We start from the raw sequence: 17,641 nt of genomic DNA on the forward strand, positions 1-17,641 counted from the left end.
CTAATAACTGATTCACTGCCATCTAAGTACCTTCTACATATTTCAATTTTTTGTTCTTTAGAAAACTTGCTTTTTCTTCCCATAATAAAAACCTCCTCAGCAAACAGTGCTTTTAATTATTTACACTGTCTACTGGGAGGTCATCATATCACCATGCGCTATTTTTTGTACTTATAGAATCCTTCACCGGTACTATATCCTAATTTTCCTTGATCAATATAAGACTTCAACATCTTATGCATACCTTTGAAATTATAAGGAGCTAAGAAGCCAGGAATCTTTACATACATACCAACAATTTCATAAGCAGTCTTTAAACCTACTGTATCAAGAATCTGGAAAGGTCCTTTAGGTGCTCCTGTACCTAAAGTCCATGCTTTATCAATACTTTCAGGATCAGAAATACCATTGACCATTAAATCCATACCTGAGAATAATAATGGAATTAACATAGAGTTTAATAAATATCCTGATTTTTCTTTTTTGACAGGTAATGGAATCATTCTAATTTCTTTCGCAAATTTCATAATCTCATCGAAATAAGCCTTATTTGTTTTATCCTGCATCATCACTTCTGTCATATTATTCTTCCAGATTGTATTTGCAAAATGTAAGGCAAGGAATTTATCAGGTCTGCCAGTAAATTTAGCTAATTTACTAGGAAGCATAGTAGAAGAGTTTGTCACTAGTATTGTCTTTTCAGGAAGTAGGGGAGCCATCTTTGTATAGACATCTTTCTTTGCTTCCATATTTTCTGTCATAGATTCAATGACTAAATCAGCATCTTTGACTGCTGTCTTCATATCAAGCTCTAGCTTGATTGTAGAATAAGCACGTTCTACTTTCTCTAGACAGTTCTCTTTATCAAAATCATCATATCCTGCAATACCCATACACCATGTATTGATTGACTTATCAATATCCATGAGGTTAATCGCATCAATATAAGACTGCTTGATAGAATCAAGTTTGGGTTGTGTACGTCCAATACTGCCTTCACTTCTTAACCAGATTGTTACATCAAAACCACAATATGCTGCCTGGAATGCAATCTGTGATCCTAGAACGCCACCACCCATAATAGTAATGTTTTTCATGTTATTCTCCTTTCAGGTATGAATGAAGCAGAAGAATGACTTCTTCTGCTTCACTACTACCTTTTCAAACATCATCTAATTTTAATTATAACGATAAAATGAAGATTATCTACTAGACTTTGTGAAAAACATCACAATTTCTTACAAACATATCACATTGTACAAAAAAATCCCGCATGTAGCGGGATTTCTTCTTATTAATATCCAGGTTTACCTAAAAGCTTAAACATATTCTTCTTATAAACTTCAACACCTGGCTGGTTGAATGGATTAACACCTAATAGGTAAACACTCATTGCACAAGCCTTTTCGAAGAAGTATACCATATAACCGAAGCTATATGCATCAACACGATCAAGAGTGATCTGGATGTTAGGTACGTTACCAACATTTACATGGGCATCAATAGTACCTTCACATGCTTTCTGGTTAACATAATTAACTGTCTTACCAGCTAAGTAGTTTAAACCATCTAAGTTTTCTGCATCACTAGGGATTTCTAAGTCCATCTGAGGTTCTTTGATCTTTAATACAGTTTCAAATAAAACCTTAGAACCTTCCTGGATGAACTGTCCTAATGAATGAAGGTCAGTTGAGAAAGTACCACTTGTAGGTAAGATACCTTTTCCTTCTTTACCTTCAGATTCACCAAATAACTGTTTCCACCATTCAGCAGTCTGCTGTAACTGTAAGTTATAAGTTACGAACATTTCAGCTGGATAACCAGCTTTTAATAACATCTGTCTTGCAACACCATACTGATAAGCATCGTTTGTAAGAAGATCTGGATTGTTATATTTATCCTGGGCATCTTTAGCACCCTTTAACATAGCATCAACATCGATACCAGCCATTGCGATAGGGAATAAACCTACTGCAGTTAATACAGAATAACGTCCACCGATATCATCAGGAACTACGAATTCTGTATAACCTTCCTGGTCAGCTAAAGTCTTTAATGCACCCTTATGAGCATCTGTAGTAGCAACAATTCTTCTCTGAGCAACTTCTTTACCCTTAGTTTCTTCAAGTAATTCTTTGAAGATTCTGAAAGCAACTGAAGTTTCAGTAGTTGTACCAGACTTAGAAATAACGTTAATACCGAATTCTTTATCTTTTACATAATTCTTAACCTGTGCTAAATAAGTAGCAGAGAATGTATTACCAATATAGATAATCTGAACTTTATTTGTTGGATAAAGACCATTGATTGCTTCAATAGCAGCTCTTGCGCCTAAATAAGAACCACCGATACCACAAACTAATAAAACATCAATTTCTTCAGATAATTCTGCAGCTTTTTTCTTAATGTTTTCTACTTCAGTCTTGTTGTAGTTAGTAGGTAAGTCAACCCATCCTAAAAAGTCGTTACCTGCTCCTGTTTTGTTGTGAATCATATCATGAACTTCTGCGACTCTGTCCTTATATGATTCCATGCTTTCTGTTAATTTAGCTAAACTTAAATCAACGTTGATCATACATCTTCCTCCTTTGCGATTCCTCGACTGATCCATCGAGGCATCATTTCTCTTAGTGGATCAAACCCCTTAGGTGTCTCCACGATTGACTTTCTTTTGCGAAAACGTCTCTTTTTCGCGACTGCTTTTAAAGAAAGTCTTGCCTGGTGATGGACGCTATCTATATCAATGACTTTTACCTTAACCTGTTCTCCATAAAAGACAAATTGATTTACGTCACGGACAAATCCATCAGATATCTCTGATATATGGATCAGTCCGCTACTGCCATCAGGCAATAAAGCAAATGCACCATATGGTTGAATACCAGTAATGGTCACATCAACAATGTCACCCACATGAACTTGATGTTCCATTGCACGCCTCCAATCAACTGCATTATAGCATAATTATAATAGTGATAAAAGAATAGATAATAATAATTCTTTAATGTGAAAATTATATTCAAGTAGATGCATTAAGTATAGGTGTAATTAATCAGTTGTGAAATAAATATACTCAAAAAGAAGAATACTATTAATAAAATATATTGTAATAACTTTACAAAGAGAAAATAAAATGGTATAGTTAGAGAATACTAACTTTAGAGGCGAAAAGAAATGGAAGGTTAATATGAAGAAAACAAATATAGTTGTACTTGCTTTACTTATATTTATGACTCAAGTGCCAGTACTTGTTTATAACTATTACTTTATGTATGATGATGATAATATTCCTATAGAATATAAATATGTTTTAGTATCTGTCGGATGGATGATTGTCGTACTCTATGTCATTCATTTCGTATTGGATTATATTAAAAATAACAGTGATGAATAACGTTGAAGAACCCTCAGGGGTTCTTTTATTATGCTTGATAAGAATCATAGAATATATAGAAAAAATAGTGAATTATGCTTAAAAATGTGCAATCTAATAAAATTGTCTAATAAATAAGTATGTTTTTTAGCGATTCTATAGAGTATATCACTTTTCTTTTTTATTTTGTGTGTTATAATGGTCAAGCAGAAGCGAGGTGAAATCATGGAAGAAAAGATTGAAGCCATTAAGGAAGTCATTCATAAGTTGAGACCCTATCTACAAAGAGATGGTGGAGACTTAGAATTCGTTGATTTCAAAGACGGCATCGTTTATGTACATATGCTTGGTGCATGTGCAGGATGCATGATGTTAGATTCTACTATTAAAGATGGTGTTGAACAGATTTTAATAGAAGAAGTCCCAGGCGTTATTGAAGTACAGGCAATTTAATTAAATATTTTTATACTCTTATTAAGAACCACACAGATGAGGATCGTTTTAAAGTGGTGGCAACCCTTATATAGAAGGTGCCTTGACCAAGCAAGTATTACTTGAACAATAAGAGGAAGCAGATTACTACGCTTTCCTCTTTGAGGAGAGCTTTTTTATTACAGGAGGAAAAGAAGAAAATGGAAAAGAACTTATTTACATCAGAATCTGTATCAGAAGGACATCCAGATAAGCTTTGTGATCAGATCAGTGATGCAATCTTAGATGAATGCTTAAGACAGGATAAGTATTCACGTGTCGCTTGTGAATGTTTCGCAACAACTAATTTATTAGTTATTGGTGGAGAAATCACAACTAATGCGAAAGTAGATTATGAAGCAGTGGCCCGTGATGTAATGAGAAGAATCGGCTATACAGCTGAAGATTTAGGTATTGATGCTGATACTTGTGAAATTAAAGTTGTTATGGATACACAGTCTAGTGATATCGCATTAGGTACAAATGTAGAAGTAGGTGGTGCTGGTGACCAGGGTATCATGTTCGGTTATGCCACTAATGAAACTGAAACATATATGCCTTTACCAATCTCTATGGCGCATGAATTAGTACGTTATGCTAGTGAATTAAGACATAATGGTACATTCAAGCATGCAAGACCTGATATGAAATCACAGGTTACAATTGATTATACAGATGAAAATAATCCAAAGGTTGATACAATCCTTATGTCAATCCAGCATGATCCAGATTTCAATGAAGAAGAATTTAAGACATTCATCAAAGAAAAAATCATGAAGGAAGTTGTAAGAAAACATCATATGAATGAAGACTACAAGGTCTTCATTAACCCAACAGGAAGATTTGTTATTGGTGGTCCTCATGGTGATACTGGTTTAACTGGACGTAAGATCATCGTTGATACTTATGGAGGAATGGCTAGACATGGTGGAGGCGCATTCTCTGGTAAAGACCCATCAAAGGTAGATAGAAGTGCTGCTTATATCACTCGTTATATCGCAAAGAACATTGTTGCAGCAGGATTATGTGATCGTATTGAAATCCAGTTATCTTATGCAATTGGTGTTAAGGATCCTACAAGTGTGCATGTAGATACTTATGGAACTGGTAAGGTAGCTGATGAAGTCATCTTAGATGCAATCAAGAAAGAATTTGATTTAACTCCTCAGGGTATCATCAATACATTAGATTTATTAAACCCAATCTATGGCCCAACAGCTGCTTATGGACACTTTGGTCGTACTGATGTTGAATTCCCATGGGAAAAATTAAATAAAGTAGAAGACTTAAAGAAATACTTAGCTTAAGAAGACATTAACGTCTTCTTTTTTTATATTTTATGTCAAGAGTGTTTTTTTAGTTTTTTTTATGTATAATATAGGTATAGAAAGAATTGTAAAGGAGGAATTAATTATGAAAGTTATTGTCAGAGGTAAAAACGTTACAATTACAGATGCTATCGAGGATAAAATCACTAAAAAGTTAGCATTGCTCGACAAGTACTTCATCATGGGACAAGATGTGGAGGCTAAGGTTTTAATTAGAACTTACCCATTTGGTCAGAAAATTGAAGTTACAATTCCTACAGAGTATGTTCTTCTTCGTGCAGAAGAAACAAGTGATGATCTTTATGAAGCAATCGATTTAGTTATCGATAAGCTAGAAAGACAGATCAGAAAGTACAAGACAAAGTTAAGTAGAAAGTCAAAGAATAATAAACTCGCTTTCAACATTAACACTTTAGAATCTCTTGAAGAAACTGAAGAAGAAGACGTTGTCGTTAAGACAAAAACAATTAATCCTAAACCAATGGACATGGAAGAAGCTATCATGCAGATGGAACTCATTGGTCATTCATTCTTCGTTTATAAGGACATCGAAACTAATACTGTATGTGTTGTCTATAAACGTAGAGATGGTGGATACGGTCTTCTTGAAACAGAAGAATAATAAAGAAATCTGGCTTATTTGGCCAGATTTTTTTTGCGTTCTTGAGTAATTTTCTTTTTTCTTTTGTATATATTATTTGAGGGATACAAGATCACCCTGCATAATATCATGTGCTTTCATATATTTATCGATATCGTTAAGAATTGTTGTTTTCTTGATAGACCATAAAGGAGCTACTAATTCTTGTAATGGTGCATCTCCAGTAAGTCTTTCTACGACTACATGACTTGGAATATATTCTAATTGTCTAGAAACAAGAGAAATATACTCATCTCTTTCTAACATCTTAAAAGGATAATAGAGCTTATATAGACGGCTGTTTTGAGTTACATAGAGATTATGGATCTTAATTCCCTGTATATCTAGTTTTCCTACCTCTTTAGCAGTCTCCAACATCATCTCTATTGTTTCATTAGGTAAACCATTAATAATATGTACACAGACTTCTAAATGATGTCTTCTTAACATAGAGAGACCATCTAGAAATTCCTGATATGTATGACAGCGATTGATTTCTTTAGCTGTTTTGTCATGAATAGTCTGTAAGCCTAATTCTATATAGATATCAGTTTTCTTAGATAACTCTTCTAAATAGGTACATATCTCTTCAGTGAGACAGTCTGCTCGTGTCGCAATCGCAATACCTACAACATCCTTCATACCAATAAAAGGTTCATAGATCTTCTTTAACTGCTCTAAAGAGGCATAGGTATTTGTATAAGCCTGGAAGTAAGGAATAAAGACAGCTTCAGGCCACTTTCTTTTCATCACTTCAGAACCTGCTTTAAACTGTTCTAAAAGAGAATCACTATCTAGAATAAAGTCTCCTGATCCTTTTTCAGAACAGAATATACAGCCTCCAAAGCCCTTTGTTCCATCTCTATTAGGACAAGTAAAATGGGCATCTAAAGACACTTTTGCAACTTTTTTATGATATCTCGTTTTTAAAAAATAATTGTATGTATGATAACGCTTGTTATCTAAAGAATATGGAAAAGGATTCATTTTTATCACCTGGCTCATTATAACATAAAAGGAAGGAAAAAGAATATGATAGAACTTAAAGAATTAACTGTGAGTTATGATATATGTCTATTAGATCATGTGAATTATATATTCCCTGATACAGGTTTCGTAGGTATTAAAGGCCCTTCAGGATGTGGAAAATCAACTCTTCTTTATTGTTTATGTGGCTTACTGAAATATGAAGGAAAGATTACTTTCAATCATAAAGAGATAGATGCCGCGTTTAGTAAGATGATTGGTTTTATTAAGCAGAATAATGATCTTGTTCCTTCTTATACAGTCGAAGAAAATATCATGGCTGGATGTTATTTTGGTCAGATTGATCTGGATAAGAAGAAGATGGATAAAATCACTAGACGATTGAAGATAGATAAACTTATGAAAAGATATCCTGATGAACTTTCTATTGGACAGATGAAACGTGTTTCTATTGCCCGTGCCTTGTTAAAGGATGCACCTGTATTATTATGTGATGAACCAACAGGGGCCCTTCATTATAAACAGGCCAAAGAGGTTATGACACTCTTAAAGGAAGTATCTGAAGATCGTTTAGTCATCGTTGTTTCTCATGATACATCCCTATTAGATGAATATGTTGATGTACTCATAGAGATGAAGAACCAGACATTACATACAATTAAAGACAATCATATAGATAAAGAAGTACTTATTCCTCAACATAAGAAACACTTCTCTATGCGTTATAGTTTTAAAGAAGTATTGGGAGAAAGAAAGAGACTCGCATTACTTTCACTTTTTCAGATATTAGTCATTGTAACATCTCTAGTGATTATAAGTGGTTTAAATGGTCTTTCTACCTCTATAGAGAAATCTTACACGGAAGCACCACTTAAAGATATTGTGACTATATCCAGTCATGATGGAGAACCATTGTCTTTAAAAGAAAAAGGTACTAAACATTTTGATATAGAAAGTGGGTATATCAAAGGAGTTAATGCCTTGTTGATTCGTTTACCTAAAAAGACAAAACATATTAAATTGATATCAGGACATCTGCCTCATAATACAAATGAAGTCATTATCACCAATAATTTATCTTATAAACTTAAATCAGAATTTACATGTCACCTATTAGAAAATGAAACATATAAAGTAGTGGGAGTAATAGAAGATAATTTCTATCAGGATCGATTCGTTTGTTTTCATCATGATATAGATAAAAAATATCCAGATTTATTAAGAGATGACAAAATAGATGTAGTCACAAAGGATCCTGAAACTCTTATTAAACGTTATGAAAAGGACTATGAAGTAGATAATGATGTATATATGAAGAAGATGAGTTATGGAACACTTATTTCTATTGGTCATATGATTGCGTTAGTTTATATGATGATCAGCTTATTTGTGGCAATAGAACTTACAAAAACAGTCTTCTCTTCTTTATATTTAGAAAGAAGTCGTTCACTTGCCTTGAAAATTTCTATGGGTGCATCTTATAAACAATTACAGCGTGAATCAAAGATAGAAGTACTCATTATTGGTACATTTATTTATTCTATGAGTATAGTGATGTTTATCATTATACTTTCTATTCTTCCTATTACATCATTTAAGGATTATTATCATTTTACCTGCCTTGCATCTCCTTTTTATTTCTATATTATTTTCTATTTTCTCTACCTTTTTATACTCTTACTTTCTGCCTCTGCACCATTTAAGCGTATTAAAAATGAAAGTATTGTTTCATTACTCAGGGAGGAATAATATGATTCAAATTAAATCAATCAATAAACGTTACCTACATGAACATGTATTAGAAAACATTACTTGTACTCTTCCTGATACAGGATTTGTATCACTTGTTGGGCCAAGTGGATGCGGAAAAAGTACTTTGCTTCATATTATTGCTGGACTTGATCATGATTACTCAGGAGAAGTGATATATGAGAAGAATAAGAAAGTTTCTATCATTTTTCAGGACTTTCATCTTATACCTTGGCTGTCTATTAATAATAATATACGTCTCTATGACTACTTTCATAAATCATCCTATACATTGGATGAAACATTAACGAAACAATTTAAGAAAACATCTGTGAGTGCACTTTCTTTAGGACAAAGACAACGTACTGCGATAGAGCGTGCACTTTATTATGATCCAGATATTATTCTATGTGATGAACCAACAGCTTCACTTGATCCAGATAATGCAGAGAGAGTATTAAAGATGTTGAAGCAGCGTTCTCATTCTTCTCTTGTATTATTTGTATCTCATGATGAAGCATCAGTAAAACAATATAGTGATCGTATTATAGAGATGAAGGATGGATGTATTATAAAGGATACACTTATTAAAAAGACAGAAAATTATCCTCGAGAGAACCATATCAATAATAAGCCACGACATTTTCCTATACTTAAATTAACTATCCAATCATTCTTAAGTAGTCGTAAAAGATTTTTTCAGATGTCATTTTCTCTATCTATCGCATTATTATGTTTGATGATGACATTTACCTTTACATTCTCTTTTCGTAATACTATTTATCAATATCTTTCTTCGTTGATTCCACAGAGGTCTATTACTTATAAGTTACGTAATGATGATCCTTTATCTATAACTCGTTTCAATGAAGCATCCTATCATTATCTGAATTTAGTTGATTATGATTTGATGGGAATCTCTCATAATAGCCAAAGATATCAGAAGAATGACGTATTATTTATATCAGATGACTCGTCCTATACCACTCATTATATATATGGTAGAGCTCCACAAAATAATGATGAAATTGCGGTACCTCTCTCTACTGCAAGAAAGCTTGCACAAAAGAATAAGGTCAATACATTACTTAATACAACTTGGACAATCTATTATAAGCATCAATTAAAAATCAAAGGTATAGAAGTAAAAATAGTAGGTATCTCTCCACAAACCTATAATTATGATGCTTTTTATATGTATGAATTTGCGAATTATCGTTGGATAGAATCCATCTTTAATCAGACACCGACTGCAAGATATGGCATGTTGAAGTATAAGGAAGATAAATCTATTATAGATTCCTTGAAAAAGAATTATCCTGAATATGAATTCAAGACAATGGGGGAATCAACGAAAAAAACATTTAATCAGAATATGAATAGAATTCAGATGATTTTAGTTGTATTCTCTATTCTTACAATACTTTCATCTATATTTATGATTATGGAAATCATGATTCTCCATGCGATGCATTTAAAGAAGGATCATGCGATTATGAAGGCTTATGGTGAAAAGAAGATACATATTTTTAAAATGTCATTCTATCAATGTTTGATTCTTCATTCTTATAGCTATGTGACAGCATCTCTAGTATTACTGGGTATTATGAAGATAATGAATCAAATAATCCCACAGATTACAGACTTCCCTATGCATCTTACATTCCAACCTCTTATTATGTTGATATTGTGGATTGGTTCTTTCTTATTAGTTTGTTTCTCTACACTATTTAGTATTCTTTATATTATCAAACTCAATCCATCCCGCATCCTTAAAATGAGATGATACTTCTTGCAAATAATAGGAAATTATGATAAGGTGTGTAGGTATATAAAAGTCAAGGAACTAGAGTAGTAGATGGTCATGCTTTTTAAGAGAACTTATGGCTGGTGTGAATAAGTAAAGTCATCCATTGAACTCACTAGGGAGATGGGTCTGTGATAAGCAGATCACGTATTGCTGCGTTAAAGCATTAAGCGCATGAATCAGTCTTCATGAACTAAGGTGGTACCGCGAGTTCTCGTCCTTAGACATGAGGACTTTTTTTATTTTAAAAGTGGAGGAGACAAAATTATGGCTTATGATCATAAAATAGCAGAAAAGAAATGGCAGAAATACTGGGAAGAGAATAAGACATTCGAAACAGATGTTTATGATTTCTCAAAGCCTAAATACTATGCCTTAGACATGTTCCCTTATCCATCAGGACAAGGTCTTCATGTTGGACATCCAGAAGGATATACAGCAACTGACATCATGTCAAGAATGAAGAGAATGCAGGGATATAACGTATTGCATCCAATGGGATTTGACTCATTTGGTTTACCTGCTGAACAGTATGCGATCAAGACAGGTAACCACCCTGAAGGATTTACATTAAAGAATATTCAGACTTTCACTAAACAGTTAAAGATGTTAGGTTTCTCATTTGACTGGGATAAGCAGGTATCTACTTGTGATCCTAGCTTCTATAAATGGACTCAGTGGATTTTTAAACAGTTATATGAAGATGGTTTAGCTAGATATGTAGATATTCCTGTTAACTGGTGTGAAGAATTAGGTACAGTACTTGCGAACGATGAAATCATCGATGGTAAGAGTGAACGTGGTGGATTCCCAGTTATTCGTAAGAATATGAAACAGTGGGTTATTGATATCCCTAAATATGCTGAAAGATTACTTGCAGGATTAGAAGAAGTTGATTGGCCAGAATCTACTAAAGAAATTCAGAGAAACTGGATTGGTAAATCAATCGGTGCTCATGTTGATTTTAAGGTAGATGGTTATGATGATAAATTCACAGTATTCACAACACGTTGTGATACATTATTTGGAGCTACTTATTGTGTATTAGCACCAGAACATGAATTAGTAGAAAAGATTACGACTCCTGATAAGAAGGATGAAGTAAAAGCTTACTTAGATGTATGTGCAACTAAGTCAGAACTTGAAAGAACTGAATTAAATAAAGAAAAGACTGGTGTCTTCATTGGTGCTTATGCAATCAACCCAGTAAATGGTAAGAAGATTCCAATCTGGATTTCTGACTATGTATTAGCTGGTTATGGAACAGGTGCTATCATGGCTGTTCCTGCACATGATGATCGTGACTATGCTTTCGCAAAGAAGTTTGGTATCGATATTATTCCAGTATTAGAAGGTGGAGATGTTACTAAGGAAGCATGGACACAGGATGGTGTACATATCAACTCTGACTTCTTAAATGGTTTAGATAAACAGGAAGCAATCGATAAGATGTTAGACTGGTTAGAAGAACATCATTGTGGTTCTAAGCATGTTAACTATCGTTTAAGAGAATGGATTTTTGCAAGACAGAGATATTGGGGTGAACCAATTCCAGTCATTAACTTTGATGATGGAACATCTGTTGCATTAAGTGATGATCAGTTACCACTTATCCTACCTGAACTTGAAGATTATAGTCCATCAAAGACAGGTTCTTCTCCATTAGATAAGGCTGTTGACTGGGTCAATGTAGAAGTAGATGGTAAGAAGGGTAAGAGAGAAACAAGTACAATGCCTGGTTCTGCAGGATCTTCTTGGTACTTCTTAAGATATATTGATCCACATAACGATAAGGCTATTGCGGATCCAGAATTATTAAAGCACTGGATGCCAGTTGATTTATATGTTGGTGGACCAGAACATGCAGTAGGACACTTATTATATTCACGTATGTGGAATAACTATTTATATGACAAGGGTATCGTACCAGTTAAAGAACCATTCAAGAAGTTATACCATCAGGGTATGATTCTTGGCCCAAATGGTGTGAAGATGTCTAAGTCAAAGGGTAATGTTATTAATCCAGATGATATTGTAGAAGCATATGGTGCAGATACATTACGTCTATATGAAATGTTTATGGGTCCTCTTGAAGCATCTAAACCTTGGAGTGAAACAGGTGTAGAAGGTTCAAAGAAATGGCTAGAACGTGTTTATAGACTATTTGTTGAATCTGATAAGTTAACTGATACAAATGATGGTTCACTAGACTTCGTATATCATTCAACAGTTAAGAAGGTGACTGAAGACTATGAAAACCTTGGCTTTAATACAGCTATCTCACAGATGATGATCTTCATCAATGAAGCATATAAGGCTAAAGCAGTTTATAAGCCATATGCAGAAGGTATCGTAAAGATGCTTTCATGTATTGCACCTCATATCTGTGAAGAAATGTGGGAAAAACTTGGTCATGAAGGAACCATTGCTTATGAAGCATGGCCAACATATGAAGAAGACAAGCTTGTTGTATCTACAATTGAAATTGCAGTACAGGTAAATGGTAAAGTACGTGGACGTTTATCTATTAATAAGGATCAGGAAGCTGAATCTGTTAAACAGCAGGCATTAGAACTTGAAAATGTTAAGGCACATACTGATGGTAAAGAAATTAAGAAAATCATTTATGTTCCTAATAAGATTGTAAATATTGTAGTTAAATAATTCGTTAAGGCATCTCTTAGGAGATGTCTTTTTTGGATTAATAGATGATTTCTTCATGATAGTAAGAGAGGATATGATATAATGATATCAAGGAGGCGATAAAGTATGGAAATGAAACATCATTTGAGAAAGATGACATTTGAAGGAAAAAGTTACAATGTTTTAACGGATGAGGAATTAGAAGACTTAGTTGTTTCTGAGATTTATGATAGAAAATATAAAGAGGGAAATGTAGAACTAGTAGATTTTGATCAGTTTGTGAAAGATCGAGAAGAAAAATATGGCTTATAAAGTTTTTCTCGATAAAGAAGTTATAAATAAATTAGATCAAATTGATAAGTATTGTATTAATCATTATAATAACTATTCTTTTGGAAAGAGGCTGTTTTGTCAGATTGAAAGAGTATGCAGTACTATTCAATATAAACCTAGATTATATCCTGAAATAAGACCTTATCATCATAAAATAGTATTAGCTGGGTTAGGATATAAGCTCTATTATATTGTTGATGATTATAACAAAATGATTGTTGTCTATAGATTAATGAAATTTACTGAAAGGTATTAGAAAGATGGTATCGATAAATATCATCTTTTTGTATGCTAAGAAATTAAAATAGAAAGCCTATTTGTACTTTGTTGTTCTGCTTGGTAGTATACATATGAATAAAATGATGTAAATGACTAAGTGAATGAGTGAACTACTCAGGTTTAATTCGTTAAGGCATCTCTTAGGAGGTGTCTTTTTTTTCATTACTTAGAACAAATAACCTGAAATAAGTGATACACTATAATTTGGAAGATGGAGGTATCACTCATGTTTTATAGTATAGGGGATGTTTCAAAAATACTGAATGTATCAAAAGAAATGATACGATATTATGAAAAACAGGGAGCATTGAAGCCTGCTCGTAAAGAAAATAATAATTATCGTTCTTATTCTACAATGGATATATTCTTTTTGATGGAAATGATTAGATATCAGGCATTAGGGCTTACTACTACTGAAATAAATCAGCTATTGAATAATAATTATATGCAAAGTTATTCGGATTGTTTATCAAACTATCATAAGAAACTAGAGAAAGAAATTACATTTAAAATGGTTTTGAAAGATCGTATAAAAGAAATGGCTGATATAGAGCTAAAACGAGTCAATTAAACATTAATCATTATTGGTTTAAAAATGTAGATGAACATGAGTATGTATTTTTATGCAAAGGAAAAGATGATTGTTATGGTGAGATAGAATTAACAAAAGAAAATAGAAATATAGTGTTTGCTGGACAGAATTTTACTTTTTTTGAAAGTATGGTTATTTTTAATGAAGAAGATGAAAACTGGGTTTATGCAATTAATACGAATTACAAAGAAACACTTAATATAGAAATGTCTGATGCAGTCAAGCAAAAAAGCCAATTATGTATTTGTACAATGATTGATATGTCAGAGGTAGGCTGCTTTAATAGAAAACTATTAGAACCAATATTAAAATATATCGAGGAACACCAAATGACTATTGTTGATAAAATACGTGGTATTATTATCTGCAGAGGTTATCAAAATAACAAATATCAAAGAATAATGGAGATTCAAATTCCTATCAAACCTTGAAGGGCTTTCAAGGTTTTTTTGATGTTTTTGAGAATAATATCACAATACATCTCTTGAATACTTGTGAAAAATAAATCTTGACCTTGAAATAATTACACCCATTAGAATAATGATAGAAGATAAAGGAGACTGAAATTATGTATTCAAAATTATTTACACCTTATAAGGTAGGAAATTGTGAGGTTCCTAACCGACTAGTCGTACCAGCAATGGTTACAAATTATTGTACTGAGGATGGATTTTTAACAGAACGTTATATGAAATATATCGAGGAGAAGGCCAAAGGTGGATGGGGTATGATTATCACTGAAGACTACAGTGTTACTCCACATGGAAAGGGATATCAATATATCCCAGGATTTTATAAGGATGAACATGTTGAATTAAATAAAGAACTTACAAAAATGGTTCATTCTTATGGCTCAACTATTTTTTGTCAGATGTACCACCCTGGAAGACAGAGTTCTCATTTTGTGAATGGTGGTGTACAGCCTATTGCACCTTCAGCTACTAAAGACCCAATTTGTATGGATCTTGCAAGAGAAATGACTGTTGAAGAGATTCATATTTTAGTGAATGAATTTGCGGAAGCAGCAAGAAGATGTAAAGAATCAGGGTTTGATGGTATTGAACTCCATTGTGCTCATGGATATCTTTTGGCTGAATTCCTAAGCTCATATGTCAATAAGCGCACAGATGAATATGGAGGATGTTTTGATAACCGTGTAAGAATTGTGGATGAGATTCTTGCTGCAATGAGAGAAAAAGTAGGAGATTTTCCAATTCAAGTACGTGTTTCATCTCGCGAGTTTGTACAGGGTGGACGTACAGAAGCAGAGACTTATCAATTAGTGAAACATTTGGAAAGAATTGGATTTGATGCAATTCATGTATCTAATGGTGTTTATGCAGCACCTGCTGAAAAGCAGATTATTGCGCCAATGTTCACTGATCATGCATTGAATATGGAAAGATCATATAATATTAAAAAGATTGTAGATATTCCAGTTATTCTAGCAAATAGAATTAATGAGCCTGGTATGGCTGATATTTTATTAGATATGGATAAATGTGATTTTGTCGGTATGGCAAGAGGCTCTTTGGCTGATCCTATGCTTCCTAAAAAAGCAAAAGAAGGAAAAATGGATCAGATTAATTACTGTATTGGATGCTTACAGGGATGTGAGTGGGCTCTATTTGATGGAAAAGGTGTGACATGTTTAGTTAATCCTAGAGTAGGTAGAGAGTATGAATGTGATTTAACACCTGTAAAAGAACCTAAAAATGTTATGGTTGTAGGTGGTGGTCCAGCTGGATTAATGGCAGCAAGAACTGCAGCTATTAGAGGACACAATGTTTCACTCTATGAATCTAAAAATTCATTAGGTGGGCAATTTGAAAGTGCTGCTTATCCAATTGGAAAAGGTGAATTATCTACATTTATATCATCAATGAGAGCTAATTTAGAAGCGCTAAATGTACCTGTTCATTTAGAAACAGAAGTCACTGAAGAATTAATTCAGAAAGTACGTCCTGATGCGATTGTTTTGGCGACTGGCGCAAAACCAGTTATGCCTCCTATTAAAGGTATTGATCAGGAACATGTACATTTTGCAGAAGATATGTTATTAGGTAAGCATGATTATCCTAATGGACCTATTGTAGTATGTGGTGGTGGAGAAGTTGGTTCAGAAACAGCACACTATTTACAGGAAAAGAATCATCAGGTAACTGTTGTAGAAATGCAAAGTGATATTCTAAATGATATGATGCCTATTTCAAGAGAATATTTATTAAAGATGATGAGAGAATCGGGTGTGAATGTAAAAACTAATTTTAAAGTAAAAGAAATCACAAAAGATGCAGTAATCGGTATAGATCAAGAAGGTCAATTAGTATCATTACCAGCAGAAATGGTTGTTTCTGCATTTGGATATAAATCATTTAACCCATTAGAAGAAATAGCTCGTTCTAACTGTAAAGAAGTATATGTGATTGGTGGGGCTGTGAAGGCAGGTAGTGCTATTCCAGCTACAAAAGAAGGATTAGAAGTAGGATTAAAACTTTAAACGAAACAATGACATCTCATTTTTGAGGTGTCTTTCTTTTTGTAGGGAATGTTAGAATCTATGAGTATTTTCTCTAATGATTGAGTATTAAATAGTAGAGATACTTTTTAGCTACTTAATGATTAGGGGATGAATTAAAAAGCGTTTAGTTCTCTTTATAGGTGAAGGACACTTAATAAATTAGAAAGAGGAAATTCATTTTTTTTGGTAATAGGTTATAATTATGGTATAATTATCCCATAATAAGGAGGTGTTAAAGATGCCACAAATCATTCCAATTAAAGATTTAAAGAAAACTTCGGAAATTTCTGAGATGTGTCATAATACAAACGATCCTATATTTATTACCAAAAATGGTTATGGAGATATGGTGATTATGAGTATGGAAGCATATGAAGAAGCAATGAAAAAAATAGATATATACAGAAATATTGAAATTTCTGAAGAACAAGTGAAGAATGGTCAAGTAAAAGACGCCAAGAAATCACTTGAAAACATGAGGGCAAAATATGAGTTATAGGCTAAATATTACTAAAAATGCAGATGAACTGTTGGATCATCTTGTTTGTTACTTGATTTATTGTTTAAAAAATAAACAAGCTGCTAGACATCTGTTAGATGGCATTGATATGATTTATGACAATCTGATTGAAAATCCATATCAATACCCACCATGTATTGATCAATATTTAGCTAAAAAGCATTACAGAAATGCAATTGTTCCTCAAATGAATTACAGTGTTGTTTATGATATTAAAGATGATGAAGTAAATATTTTAGGTGTATTTCATCAGCTTGAAAATATTAAAGATAAACTTTAATGGTATGTTTCTATGGTAGAATTAATGTATCATAAAAGGCGGATTTCTGTCCGCCTTTTACACGTGTGCCGGGCATGGCACTGATTCAGTCGGAGATAGTCCGACCACAGGTAATTAC

18 protein-coding genes and 1 other annotated feature are annotated in these 17,641 nt (G+C 33.1%); of the genes, 14 read left to right on the forward strand and 4 right to left on the reverse strand.

What is annotated here, in order from left to right:
- Positions 1–158 precede the first annotated feature (158 nt).
- From QZQ55_RS07165 to QZQ55_RS07175, 3 genes are all read right to left on the reverse strand, one after another.
- Entirely contained in the window at positions 159–1,097 is a 939-nt protein-coding gene (locus tag QZQ55_RS07165) for a 3-hydroxyacyl-CoA dehydrogenase (protein ID WP_295091642.1), read from the reverse strand.
- Positions 1,098–1,294: 197 nt separating this feature from the next.
- The gene (locus QZQ55_RS07170) at positions 1,295–2,575 is read right to left on the reverse strand and encodes a glucose-6-phosphate isomerase (protein WP_295091645.1); all 1,281 of its coding nucleotides are present in this window, start codon (positions 2,573–2,575) and stop codon (positions 1,295–1,297) included.
- Positions 2,572–2,931 carry a S1 RNA-binding domain-containing protein gene (locus QZQ55_RS07175; protein WP_295091648.1) on the reverse strand — a complete coding sequence of 120 codons (360 nt, stop codon included), beginning with the start codon at positions 2,929–2,931 and terminating at the stop codon, positions 2,572–2,574. The genes QZQ55_RS07170 and QZQ55_RS07175 overlap by 4 nt, the downstream gene beginning before the upstream one ends.
- A 256-nt stretch (positions 2,932–3,187) precedes the next feature.
- Here QZQ55_RS07175 and QZQ55_RS07180 point away from each other — a divergent pair, with 256 nt between their 5' ends.
- The 4 genes from QZQ55_RS07180 (at position 3,188) to raiA (ending at position 5,794) form a co-directional block, all read left to right on the forward strand.
- Entirely contained in the window at positions 3,188–3,394 is a 207-nt protein-coding gene (locus QZQ55_RS07180) for a hypothetical protein (RefSeq protein ID WP_295091650.1), read from the forward strand.
- 204 nt (positions 3,395–3,598) lie between these two features.
- A complete protein-coding gene (locus QZQ55_RS07185; protein ID WP_040390072.1) occupies positions 3,599–3,826 on the forward strand; it encodes a NifU family protein in 228 nt (75 codons plus the stop codon).
- Between the two features lie 179 nt (positions 3,827–4,005).
- Positions 4,006–5,151, forward strand: a complete 1,146-nt coding sequence (gene metK / locus QZQ55_RS07190) for a methionine adenosyltransferase (RefSeq protein WP_117458385.1) — start codon at positions 4,006–4,008, stop codon at positions 5,149–5,151.
- Between the two features lie 106 nt (positions 5,152–5,257).
- A complete protein-coding gene (gene raiA / locus QZQ55_RS07195; protein ID WP_295091653.1) occupies positions 5,258–5,794 on the forward strand; it encodes a ribosome hibernation-promoting factor, HPF/YfiA family in 537 nt (178 codons plus the stop codon).
- A 72-nt stretch (positions 5,795–5,866) separates the two neighbouring features.
- Here the strand turns inward: raiA and QZQ55_RS07200 are convergent, their stop codons facing one another.
- Positions 5,867–6,799: a TIGR01212 family radical SAM protein gene (locus QZQ55_RS07200; protein WP_295091656.1), complete on the reverse strand. Its 933-nt coding sequence runs from the start codon at positions 6,797–6,799 to the stop codon at positions 5,867–5,869.
- 45 nt (positions 6,800–6,844) lie between these two features.
- Here QZQ55_RS07200 and QZQ55_RS07205 point away from each other — a divergent pair, with 45 nt between their 5' ends.
- From QZQ55_RS07205 to QZQ55_RS07250, 10 genes are all read left to right on the forward strand, one after another.
- On the forward strand, positions 6,845–8,548 hold the full coding sequence (locus tag QZQ55_RS07205; protein WP_295091658.1) for an ABC transporter ATP-binding protein: 1,704 nt from the start codon (positions 6,845–6,847) through the stop codon (positions 8,546–8,548).
- A 1-nt stretch (position 8,549) separates the two neighbouring features.
- The gene (locus QZQ55_RS07210) at positions 8,550–10,334 is read left to right on the forward strand and encodes an ATP-binding cassette domain-containing protein (RefSeq protein ID WP_295091661.1); all 1,785 of its coding nucleotides are present in this window, start codon (positions 8,550–8,552) and stop codon (positions 10,332–10,334) included.
- Between the two features lie 46 nt (positions 10,335–10,380).
- Positions 10,381–10,580, forward strand: a binding site (T-box leader).
- Positions 10,581–10,622: 42 nt separating this feature from the next.
- Complete coding sequence (leuS, locus tag QZQ55_RS07215; RefSeq protein WP_295091664.1) at positions 10,623–13,019, forward strand: leucine--tRNA ligase; 2,397 nt, start codon at positions 10,623–10,625, stop codon at positions 13,017–13,019.
- 105 nt (positions 13,020–13,124) lie between these two features.
- Complete coding sequence (locus QZQ55_RS07220) at positions 13,125–13,310, forward strand: hypothetical protein (protein WP_295091667.1); 186 nt, start codon at positions 13,125–13,127, stop codon at positions 13,308–13,310.
- A complete protein-coding gene (locus tag QZQ55_RS07225; RefSeq protein WP_295091670.1) occupies positions 13,300–13,587 on the forward strand; it encodes a hypothetical protein in 288 nt (95 codons plus the stop codon). Before QZQ55_RS07220 ends, QZQ55_RS07225 begins: the two co-directional genes overlap by 11 nt.
- Before the next feature lie 249 nt (positions 13,588–13,836).
- On the forward strand, positions 13,837–14,181 hold the full coding sequence (locus QZQ55_RS07230) for a MerR family transcriptional regulator (protein ID WP_295091673.1): 345 nt from the start codon (positions 13,837–13,839) through the stop codon (positions 14,179–14,181).
- 113 nt (positions 14,182–14,294) lie between these two features.
- Positions 14,295–14,633: a hypothetical protein gene (locus QZQ55_RS07235; protein ID WP_295091675.1), complete on the forward strand. Its 339-nt coding sequence runs from the start codon at positions 14,295–14,297 to the stop codon at positions 14,631–14,633.
- 137 nt (positions 14,634–14,770) lie between these two features.
- Complete coding sequence (locus tag QZQ55_RS07240; protein ID WP_295091678.1) at positions 14,771–16,702, forward strand: FAD-dependent oxidoreductase; 1,932 nt, start codon at positions 14,771–14,773, stop codon at positions 16,700–16,702.
- A 259-nt stretch (positions 16,703–16,961) separates the two neighbouring features.
- Positions 16,962–17,222: a type II toxin-antitoxin system prevent-host-death family antitoxin gene (locus QZQ55_RS07245; RefSeq protein WP_295091681.1), complete on the forward strand. Its 261-nt coding sequence runs from the start codon at positions 16,962–16,964 to the stop codon at positions 17,220–17,222.
- Positions 17,212–17,523: a type II toxin-antitoxin system RelE/ParE family toxin gene (locus QZQ55_RS07250; RefSeq protein ID WP_295091683.1), complete on the forward strand. Its 312-nt coding sequence runs from the start codon at positions 17,212–17,214 to the stop codon at positions 17,521–17,523. Before QZQ55_RS07245 ends, QZQ55_RS07250 begins: the two co-directional genes overlap by 11 nt.
- The last annotated feature ends 118 nt before the right edge of the window (positions 17,524–17,641 follow it).

It is taken from the genome of uncultured Catenibacterium sp., assembly GCF_900540665.1.
GTDB lineage: Bacteria > Bacillota_I > Bacilli_A > Erysipelotrichales > Coprobacillaceae > Catenibacterium.

Bases quoted from the DNA above. Each gene is read 5' to 3' on its own strand.
- QZQ55_RS07165 (WP_295091642.1), bottom strand. From the start codon at position 1,097: ATGAAAAACATTACTATTATGGGTGGTGGCGTTCTAGGATCACAGATT.
- QZQ55_RS07170 (WP_295091645.1), bottom strand. From the start codon at position 2,575: ATGATCAACGTTGATTTAAGTTTAGCTAAATTAACAGAAAGCATGGAA.
- QZQ55_RS07175 (WP_295091648.1), bottom strand. From the start codon at position 2,931: ATGGAACATCAAGTTCATGTGGGTGACATTGTTGATGTGACCATTACT.
- QZQ55_RS07180 (WP_295091650.1), top strand. From the start codon at position 3,188: ATGAAGAAAACAAATATAGTTGTACTTGCTTTACTTATATTTATGACT.
- QZQ55_RS07185 (WP_040390072.1), top strand. From the start codon at position 3,599: ATGGAAGAAAAGATTGAAGCCATTAAGGAAGTCATTCATAAGTTGAGA.
- metK (WP_117458385.1), top strand. From the start codon at position 4,006: ATGGAAAAGAACTTATTTACATCAGAATCTGTATCAGAAGGACATCCA.
- raiA (WP_295091653.1), top strand. From the start codon at position 5,258: ATGAAAGTTATTGTCAGAGGTAAAAACGTTACAATTACAGATGCTATC.
- QZQ55_RS07200 (WP_295091656.1), bottom strand. From the start codon at position 6,799: ATGAATCCTTTTCCATATTCTTTAGATAACAAGCGTTATCATACATAC.
- QZQ55_RS07205 (WP_295091658.1), top strand. From the start codon at position 6,845: ATGATAGAACTTAAAGAATTAACTGTGAGTTATGATATATGTCTATTA.
- QZQ55_RS07210 (WP_295091661.1), top strand. From the start codon at position 8,550: ATGATTCAAATTAAATCAATCAATAAACGTTACCTACATGAACATGTA.
- leuS (WP_295091664.1), top strand. From the start codon at position 10,623: ATGGCTTATGATCATAAAATAGCAGAAAAGAAATGGCAGAAATACTGG.
- QZQ55_RS07220 (WP_295091667.1), top strand. From the start codon at position 13,125: ATGGAAATGAAACATCATTTGAGAAAGATGACATTTGAAGGAAAAAGT.
- QZQ55_RS07225 (WP_295091670.1), top strand. From the start codon at position 13,300: ATGGCTTATAAAGTTTTTCTCGATAAAGAAGTTATAAATAAATTAGAT.
- QZQ55_RS07230 (WP_295091673.1), top strand. From the start codon at position 13,837: ATGTTTTATAGTATAGGGGATGTTTCAAAAATACTGAATGTATCAAAA.
- QZQ55_RS07240 (WP_295091678.1), top strand. From the start codon at position 14,771: ATGTATTCAAAATTATTTACACCTTATAAGGTAGGAAATTGTGAGGTT.
- QZQ55_RS07245 (WP_295091681.1), top strand. From the start codon at position 16,962: ATGCCACAAATCATTCCAATTAAAGATTTAAAGAAAACTTCGGAAATT.
- QZQ55_RS07250 (WP_295091683.1), top strand. From the start codon at position 17,212: ATGAGTTATAGGCTAAATATTACTAAAAATGCAGATGAACTGTTGGAT.